This is a genomic window from Rubneribacter sp., assembly GCF_965361815.1.
This window is the reverse complement of the sequence record NZ_CBDTNW010000173.1, coordinates 1-7,193: the sequence shown is the minus strand read 5'-3', so window position 1 is coordinate 7,193 and position 7,193 is coordinate 1. Positions and strand designations below refer to the sequence as shown.

The window sequence follows — 7,193 nt, the reverse complement described above, 5'->3', positions numbered from 1 at the left end:
ACAGTCCAGCGGACTGTCCGAGCGAGCAGGACTGTCTGAGCTACCGACCTCTCCCGCCCCCTCCGCGTTCCCGCTTTCGGGCTCCTCTGCAAACGCATGCAGGGCCGCGATCTCGAGGGCCTTGTAGCCCAAGACGAGCGACTCTGCCATGGCCCGGCACCCGCGCACAAGAGGCCAGTGCAGCCAGCCGTTCTTCGCGCGCCCGCTTGCCAGGTCGTGCTCCTCCACGTAAATGCCGCCGTCCGGCTCGCGCACGGCCACCGACCAGTTGTACTTGCCGCGCATCATGATGCCCTCGATGAGCGCCTGGCCGCCCACATGGGTTTTCAGCGCGCCGTCCTCGGAAAACGCGCGCGCAAGGTCGCTTCTCTGCTCGGCCATGCTAGCCCCTCTTCACGCGCGGGTACGGGTTTCCGCAGGTCATCTTGCCCTCGGGGCAGTTGCCGCGGATGCACGGCGCGCCGGCGTCCATGAACACGAACGGCGCCGTGGGCCGCGCCAGCTCCAGCATGCGGTGCGCCATGTCGCGGATCTCCCACTGCGCGCGGTTGCAGCAGCGCAGCGAGAAGAAGTGCAGCAGCTCGCGCACGTTCATGGTGATGACGATCTTCGTCTCGGCCGCGTTGGGCAAAAGGTAGCGCGCGTCCTCGGCGGGCACGCCGGCGGCCAGCAGCTTCTCGTAGGCGGAGATGGCGGCCTTTATGGCCTCGTCGAACACCGCGCTCGCCTCCTCGCTGGCGGCGATGCTCCCAGGCTTCACCGTGGCAAGGCCGTTCGTGAACTTCACGGAGCGCTGGCTTTGCTGGTTGAAGTTGGCGAGACGATGGCACACCAGCTGGTGCGTGAGCGCGCGCGACACGCCGTCGACGGCGAACGTGTAGCTGGCGTGCTCGAGCGTGGAGAAGTGGCCGCTGCCCATGATGGTGGACAGCACGCTTCTCACGCGCTCCTCGGGCATGGTCTCCATGAGCTCGGACGCGCCGACGGGCGCGTAGCACAGGCGCGCCGCCGTGGCGATGGCGCGCTCGGGGTCGGGCGTGTGGTACAGCAGTTCAACGTGCATGGGCAAAACGCTCCTCCATAGCAGAAGAATCCCGGCGGCCGGGCGATTTCCCGCGCCCGGCCGCGCTCTCGTTCGCTACCATGGTACCCGATGCCGGCAACGCGCGAAAACGGAAGGCCCCCTCATGCCAGAAAACAACACGCCCGCCCCTTTCGTCCCTCAGCTGACCACCCGCGATTGGAACGAGGAGTGGAGGCTGCTGCAGAAGGCGCGCCGCAACGCCGACGACGCCGCGTACTGGAACGCCCGCTCGCGCACTTTCGCCACCAAAGACGCGCCCAACCCCTACGTGGAGCGCTTCCTCGAACTGGCGGACGTGCGCCCCGGCGAGACGGTGTTCGACATGGGCTGCGGAACCGGGGCGCTGGCCGTGCCGCTCGGCGAGCGCGGGCACCGCGTGACGGCGGCCGACTTCTCGCAGGGGATGCTCGACCGCCTGCGCGAGAACCTGGACGAGCGCCGCGTGAGCACGGTCACGCCCAAACTCATGAGCTGGGACGACGATTGGGCGGCATGCGGCGTGGCCCCGCGTTCGGCAGATGTCGCCTTAGCGTCGCGCTCCATCGCCACCGCCGATTTGCGCGACGCGCTCCTGCGCCTTTCCAAGGTGGCGCGACGGCGCTGCTGCATCACGCTGGCGGCAGGCGCCTCGCCGCGCACCGACGAGCGCATGCTGCGCGAGATCGGCCTTCAGACCGAGGTCGGACGCGACTACCTTTACGCGTTCAACATCCTGGCGAACGAGGGCCTGCGCCCCGAGATCTCCTACATCGACAGCGAGCGCACGGACACCTTCGCCTCGCATGAGGAGGCCCGCGCGACCTTCGAGGACATGGCGCGCCGCGCGGCGGGCGCCGACGCACCCGCCTCCGAGCTGCAGGCCGCCCTCGCCCGCCTGCCCGAATGGATGGAGGCGAACCTTGTGGAAAACGAGTGCGCGGGCGAGCCCGACAAAAAGGGCGTCCCCCAAGGCCCTTGGCGCCTGCGCAAGCCCCGCACCACCTCCTGGGCCTTCATAGCCTGGGACGCGTAGCGGATTGCGCGGACGGCAGGCTAGAGCTCCACGCGCTCGAACATGTCCTTGCCCACGCCGCAGACGGGGCAGACGAAGTCGTCGGGCAGCTCGTCCACGTACTCGATGTGCCCGCACACCGTGCAGCGCCAACCGTACTTCGGCTTGGGGGCGTCGCCGGCAGCGGGGGCCGCAGGGGCAACAGGGGCCTCCCCGGGCAGGTAGCTCGACGCCTTGGGCGGAGTCTTGCCACCCTTGACCAGGTGGTAGTACGCGTACGTCATCGGCTCGCCGGCGCACAGCGCCTCGGTCTCCTCCACCTCGCCGATGTAGAGGATGTGCGTGCCCAGGTTCACGGCCTGCACCACGCGCACGGAGAAGCGCGCCACGCACTGCTCGGCCACATAGGGCACGCCCGCGGCGTCCACGCCCGTCTCGCAAGAACCCAACTTGTCCACGTCGGCGCTGCAATGGAAGCCGAACGTGCCGATGAGCTCCATCGTTGCGTCCTGCGCCAGGCACGACACGGTGAACCGGCCCGAGTCCATGATGACGTCGGTGGTGAGGTTGTCTTTGTTCAGCGCCACGCTCACCTGCAACGGCGAGGACGTGACCTGCTGGAACGTGTTGGCAACGCAGGCGGCGCGGCGCTCGCCGTCCGTGGCGGCCACCAAGTAGAGCCCATAGCTCAAGCTGCGGAACGCGGTCTTGTCGATCATGACGGATGCCTTCCCCTCTCGCTGTCGGTTTTCTTCCAGCAAATGATAATTATTCTCGTTAAGGAGCGCAAGGGGGAAGCCCGCAGGCGGAGCGGAGGAGAAAGAGCGCCTCGTCGTCGGGAGCGATCCTCGTCGCGCCTCCCCAGGCCGCGCCGAAGCGCTCCTCGGCAAGGGGGCACAGCCCGTCGCGCACGACGACGAGGGCATGGGCGAACCGCGATGCGGGGCCGGCGGTAAGAAGCGCCATGGCCGCTGTCAGGCCGCCGTCGTGCTTCAGCTCCAACCGCCCCAGCTCGTCCACCACCAGCAGCCCCCGCCCCGCCAAACCCCGCGCGCCCCTCGCGCGCGCCAAGCCTTCGAAATGAGCGTTCACGCGCGCCAGCGCATCATCGGAGATGTGCCAGCCCAGCCGGGCGGCCTCGCTTTGGCATTTCGGGTCCAGCACGCCCTCCGCAAGCGCGAGGTCGCGCCGCCGCGCGAACGGGACGCGTTCCCCTCCCGGCAAAAGGACGTTGTCGATCCCGAGCTTCTCAAACCCGTCCCCGTCGCCCGCCGTGCGCCACACTCCGGGAGCGACGACGCCCGCAACCCGCGTCCCCGCATCCGACAGCTCCGCGCACAGGCCCTCGAGCCACCGCGTCTTCCCTATCCGCACATCGCCTGTCAGCAGGAACAGCAATTCGAGGCCCCTTTCCTTCCTCATTATCCTCGACCATGCAGTATACTCCCCCGCCCCTCGAGCGCGTAAGGAAAGACCCCGCCGCAACGCGTCCCTCGCCCCATGGGAAACCGCACCTCTCAGGACCTTGCCCCCTTCCGACTGAAATTATTCACAATCTGATATATAGTTCCATGCGAATTATTCTTGAGTGGAGAGTTATAGAAGGAGCGGGGGCATGGAAAGCGGCATCGAGGAGCCGGAAACCTCCTGCGGGGCGCAACCCGCAGGCGGCGGGGGGAGGGTCACCCCCCCCCTCCCCGTCTTACCACAAACGCGCAGCGCCTCTACGCGCCGCGCCCGGCGCTCCAACCTCGTGATCGCCGCCCTCGCGGTGCTGCTCGCGGCGAGCTTCCTTATCTCGCTCATGCTGGGCCGCTACCCCATCAACCCCGTCGAAGCGGCGGGCATGCTCGCCCATCTGGTCGTTCCCTTCGACCCGTTTTGGACCTCGCAGCAAGAGACGCTCTTCTTCCAGGTGCGGCTGCCCCGCATCGCGCTCGCGCTTCTGGTGGGATGCAGCCTCGCCGCCGCGGGCGCGGCCTACCAGGGCACGTTCCAGAACCCGCTCGTCTCGCCCGACATCCTGGGAGCCTCCCAGGGCGCCGCGTTCGGGGCGGCCGTGGCCATCCTGCTCGGCTGCACGTCGCTTCTCATCTCGGCGAGCGCGTTTTTCTTCTCCATCGCCGCCGTTTCGCTCGTGCTGCTCATCGGCAGCCGCGCGCGGGGCAACCACCTGCTCATCGTCGTGCTCGCCGGCGTCATGGCAAGCTCGCTGTTCTCGGCGGGCGTCTCCTACGCCAAGCTCGTCGCCGACCCGTCCAACGAGCTGGCCGCCATCACCTACTGGCTCATGGGCAGCCTCACCGGTGCCAAGTGGAGCGACATGGCCCTGGCAGCCGCGCCCATAGCCGTCGGCCTTGCGGCGCTGTTCGCCCTGCGCTGGCGCATCAACGTGCTGACCATGGGCGACGAGGAGGCGTACACCATGGGCGTGAACGCCCGCCGCGTGCGCCTCCTCGTCATCCTCGCAGCGACGCTCGTCACCGCGGCCAGCGTGTCCGTCTCGGGCATGATCGGCTGGGTGGGGCTTGTCATCCCCCACTTCTCCCGCATGGTCATCGGCTACGACTACCGCAGGCTCCTGCCCGCGAGCATGCTCATGGGCGCCGCCTTCCTGCTCGTCGTGGACGACCTCGCCCGCCTCATGACAACCTCCGAGATACCCATCGGCATCCTCACCGCCTTCGTGGGCGCGCCGTTTTTCCTCTACCTCATCACAAGGAGGAAGCAGCAGCTATGAGCATCGAGGTGAGGGGTCTGGGTTTCTCCTACGGGCGCCGCGAGGTACTGCGCGACGTGAGCTTCTCCATACCGGACGGCATGCTCGTGAACGTGCTCGGCCCCAACGGCGTGGGCAAGTCCACCCTGTTCCGTTGCATCCTCTGCCTGAGCACGGGCTGGTCGGGCAGCATCGCGGTGAACGGAAGGGACCTCCGCTCGCTTTCCGTGCGCCAGCGCGCCTGCGAGATCGCCTACATCCCCCAATCGCACTCCTCCGTCTACGACTACGACGTGCTCGACGTGGTGCTCATGAGCGCCAGCGGCGGCATCGGGATGTTCGGCTCGCCGAAGAGGCGTCACGTCGAGAAGGCCTGGGAGGCGCTCGAGCGCGTGGGCGTGGCGCACCTGGGGCATCGCCCCTACACCCGCATCTCGGGAGGCGAGAAGCAGCTCGTGCTCATCGCCCGGGCCATCGCCCAGGACGCGCGCACCATCGTGATGGACGAGCCCACAAGCGCGCTCGACTACGGCAACACGGTGCGCGTGCTGTCCGCCGTGCGCCAGCTCGCACGCGAGGGCATGTCCATCGTGCAATCGACGCACCAGCCTGACCAAGCGTTTCTCTACGCCGACCGGACGCTCGTCCTCAACGAGGGCCGCGTCTGCGCTTACGGCGACCCGAAAGACGTGGTCACCAAGGAGCTGGTGAGCGCCATCTACCACGTGGACGTGGAGGTTTGTTCCCTGTACGGCGACAAGGTGCGCGTCTGCGTGCCTGTCAGCGAACTGGACCGCAAGCAAGCAAGGGAGGAAGGAACAGTATGAGAAAAGAACCGACGATCAGAGGAAAGCGGGCAGCCGGCGTCGTCTTCGCGGCGGCTTTGTGCTGCGCGCTCGCGCTCGGCGCCGTCGGCTGCTCGCAAAACGGCCAGGGCACGCAGAGCGCCCAAAACGGGTCCGAGGCCCAGCAGCAAGCCGCCGAGGGCGAGACCCGCACGTTCACCGACTCGGCCGGGCGCACGGTGGAGGTGCCGGCGCAGATCGACCGCATCGCCCCGGCAGGCCACACCGCCACGCAGGTGCTTTTGACCATGGCGCCCGGCAAGATGGTCACCTTGTCCCAAGAGCTTACGGACGACCAGGCGAAGTACCTGGGCGAAAACTACGCCGAACTGCCCGTGACCGGCGCGGCCTTCGGCTCGAAAGGCGACCTCAACAAGGAGGCTGTGGCGGCCTCCGGCGCGCAGATCCTCATCGACACCGGCGAGCTGAAAGACGGCATAGCCGAGGAGCTTGACACGCTGCAGAAGCAGCTGGGCATCCCCGTCGTCATGATCGAGACGACCATGGACACCTATGCCGACGCCTACAAGATGCTCGGCGAGCTTCTTGGCATGGAGGAGCGCGGACGCGAGCTGTCCGAGTACTGCAAGGCGGCCTACGAGGAGACGACCTCCGTCATGGCGGGCATCCCCGAGGGCGAGCGTGTGCGCGTGGCCTACCTCCTTGGCGACAAGGGCACGAACACCATCGCCAAAGACTCCTACCAAGGCCAAGTGGTGGACCTTGTGGCGGACAACGTGGCCGAGCTTGGCAAAGTGTCCGGCAGCGGGCAGGGCGTTGAGATCGGCATGGAGCAGCTGGCCCTGTGGAATCCCGAGCTCATCCTGTTTTCCGAGGACAGCATCTATAGCACCGTGGGCAGCGACGCGACCTTCGCCGATCTGGACGCCGTCAAGAACGGCGCCTGCTACGAAGTGCCCGCCACGCCGTGGAACTGGCTCAACAACCCGCCGACGGTGAACCAGGTGCTGGGCATGCAGTGGCTGCCGCGCCTGCTGTACCCCGATCAGTACGATGACGACCTGTACGAGATGGTGGCCGGTTACTTCAAGACGTTCTACGGCTACGACCTCTCCGAATCCGAGTTCGACAAGATAGCCGCGAACGCGCAGCCCAAGGCCTAGCGCGCCGCGTTGCGCGGTCCGCAGCGCGTTGCGCGCGGGCCGGGCCGGAACGGGGCCGGAAGCGGGCCTCGGCCTGAAACAGGCCCCCTACGCAGAAGAACCCGGCGCAACGGCCGGGTTCTTCCTTTCGTTCGTGCGAATCGCCAGCAGAGGGCTTTTACGCTACTCGGCGGCGGGAGCCTCGGCGGCCTCCTGGGCCTCCTCGATCAGGGCGTCCACGGAAGCGGCCTCCTCGCCGGAAACCTCCATCTCCGTGCCCTCCTCGACAGCGGCCTGCTCGGCGGCCTTCTTGGCCTCAGCCTCGGCGGCCTTCTTGGCGAACTCCTCGGCGCGCTTGGCCTTCTCGGCGGCCTTCGCCTCGCGCTCAGCCTTCTTGGCGGCCTCACGCTCGGCAGCGGCAGCAGCGCGCGCGGCCTTCTTGGCGGCCTCG

General features: G+C 67.6%; 8 protein-coding genes and 1 pseudogene. 4 read left to right on the top strand and 5 right to left on the bottom strand.

What is annotated here, in order from left to right; genetic code table 11:
- Nucleotides 1-381 (bottom strand): annotated as a pseudogene (locus ACWKY3_RS12595) (DUF1385 domain-containing protein); the annotation flags it as partial.
- Between the two features lies 1 nt (nucleotide 382).
- Complete coding sequence (gene thyX, locus ACWKY3_RS12590) at nucleotides 383-1,063, bottom strand: FAD-dependent thymidylate synthase (RefSeq protein WP_449316740.1); 681 nt, start codon at nucleotides 1,061-1,063, stop codon at nucleotides 383-385.
- 124 nt (nucleotides 1,064-1,187) lie between these two features.
- Between thyX and ACWKY3_RS12585 the strand changes: the two genes are divergently transcribed.
- Nucleotides 1,188-2,096: a class I SAM-dependent methyltransferase gene (locus ACWKY3_RS12585; protein WP_449316739.1), complete on the top strand. Its 909-nt coding sequence runs from the start codon at nucleotides 1,188-1,190 to the stop codon at nucleotides 2,094-2,096.
- A gap of 20 nt (nucleotides 2,097-2,116) precedes the next feature.
- On the opposite strand, the gene ACWKY3_RS12580 is transcribed toward ACWKY3_RS12585, so the two are convergent.
- Complete coding sequence (locus ACWKY3_RS12580) at nucleotides 2,117-2,794, bottom strand: flavin reductase (protein WP_449316738.1); 678 nt, start codon at nucleotides 2,792-2,794, stop codon at nucleotides 2,117-2,119.
- A gap of 58 nt (nucleotides 2,795-2,852) precedes the next feature.
- Complete coding sequence (locus tag ACWKY3_RS12575; RefSeq protein ID WP_449316737.1) at nucleotides 2,853-3,497, bottom strand: hypothetical protein; 645 nt, start codon at nucleotides 3,495-3,497, stop codon at nucleotides 2,853-2,855.
- A 193-nt stretch (nucleotides 3,498-3,690) separates the two neighbouring features.
- Here ACWKY3_RS12575 and ACWKY3_RS12570 point away from each other — a divergent pair, with 193 nt between their 5' ends.
- Genes ACWKY3_RS12570 through ACWKY3_RS12560 form a run of 3 tightly spaced genes read left to right on the top strand, consistent with a single transcriptional unit; the run spans nucleotide 3,691 to nucleotide 6,763 of the window.
- Nucleotides 3,691-4,815: a FecCD family ABC transporter permease gene (locus ACWKY3_RS12570; RefSeq protein ID WP_449316736.1), complete on the top strand. Its 1,125-nt coding sequence runs from the start codon at nucleotides 3,691-3,693 to the stop codon at nucleotides 4,813-4,815.
- A complete protein-coding gene (locus ACWKY3_RS12565) occupies nucleotides 4,812-5,621 on the top strand; it encodes an ABC transporter ATP-binding protein (protein WP_449316735.1) in 810 nt (269 codons plus the stop codon). The genes ACWKY3_RS12570 and ACWKY3_RS12565 overlap by 4 nt, the downstream gene beginning before the upstream one ends.
- A complete protein-coding gene (locus ACWKY3_RS12560; RefSeq protein ID WP_449316734.1) occupies nucleotides 5,618-6,763 on the top strand; it encodes an ABC transporter substrate-binding protein in 1,146 nt (381 codons plus the stop codon). The genes ACWKY3_RS12565 and ACWKY3_RS12560 overlap by 4 nt, the downstream gene beginning before the upstream one ends.
- A 162-nt stretch (nucleotides 6,764-6,925) precedes the next feature.
- Here the strand turns inward: ACWKY3_RS12560 and ACWKY3_RS12555 are convergent.
- Nucleotides 6,926-7,193 (bottom strand): hypothetical protein (locus tag ACWKY3_RS12555; RefSeq protein ID WP_449316733.1); only part of this gene is annotated, 268 nt, incomplete at its 5' end.

Excerpts from the sequence above, each read along its gene's own strand:
- thyX (WP_449316740.1), bottom strand. The coding sequence starts at position 1,063 with ATGCACGTTGAACTGCTGTACCACACGCCCGACCCCGAGCGCGCCATC.
- ACWKY3_RS12585 (WP_449316739.1), top strand. The coding sequence starts at position 1,188 with ATGCCAGAAAACAACACGCCCGCCCCTTTCGTCCCTCAGCTGACCACC.
- ACWKY3_RS12580 (WP_449316738.1), bottom strand. The coding sequence starts at position 2,794 with ATGATCGACAAGACCGCGTTCCGCAGCTTGAGCTATGGGCTCTACTTG.
- ACWKY3_RS12575 (WP_449316737.1), bottom strand. The coding sequence starts at position 3,497 with ATGAGGAAGGAAAGGGGCCTCGAATTGCTGTTCCTGCTGACAGGCGAT.
- ACWKY3_RS12570 (WP_449316736.1), top strand. The coding sequence starts at position 3,691 with ATGGAAAGCGGCATCGAGGAGCCGGAAACCTCCTGCGGGGCGCAACCC.
- ACWKY3_RS12565 (WP_449316735.1), top strand. The coding sequence starts at position 4,812 with ATGAGCATCGAGGTGAGGGGTCTGGGTTTCTCCTACGGGCGCCGCGAG.
- ACWKY3_RS12560 (WP_449316734.1), top strand. The coding sequence starts at position 5,618 with ATGAGAAAAGAACCGACGATCAGAGGAAAGCGGGCAGCCGGCGTCGTC.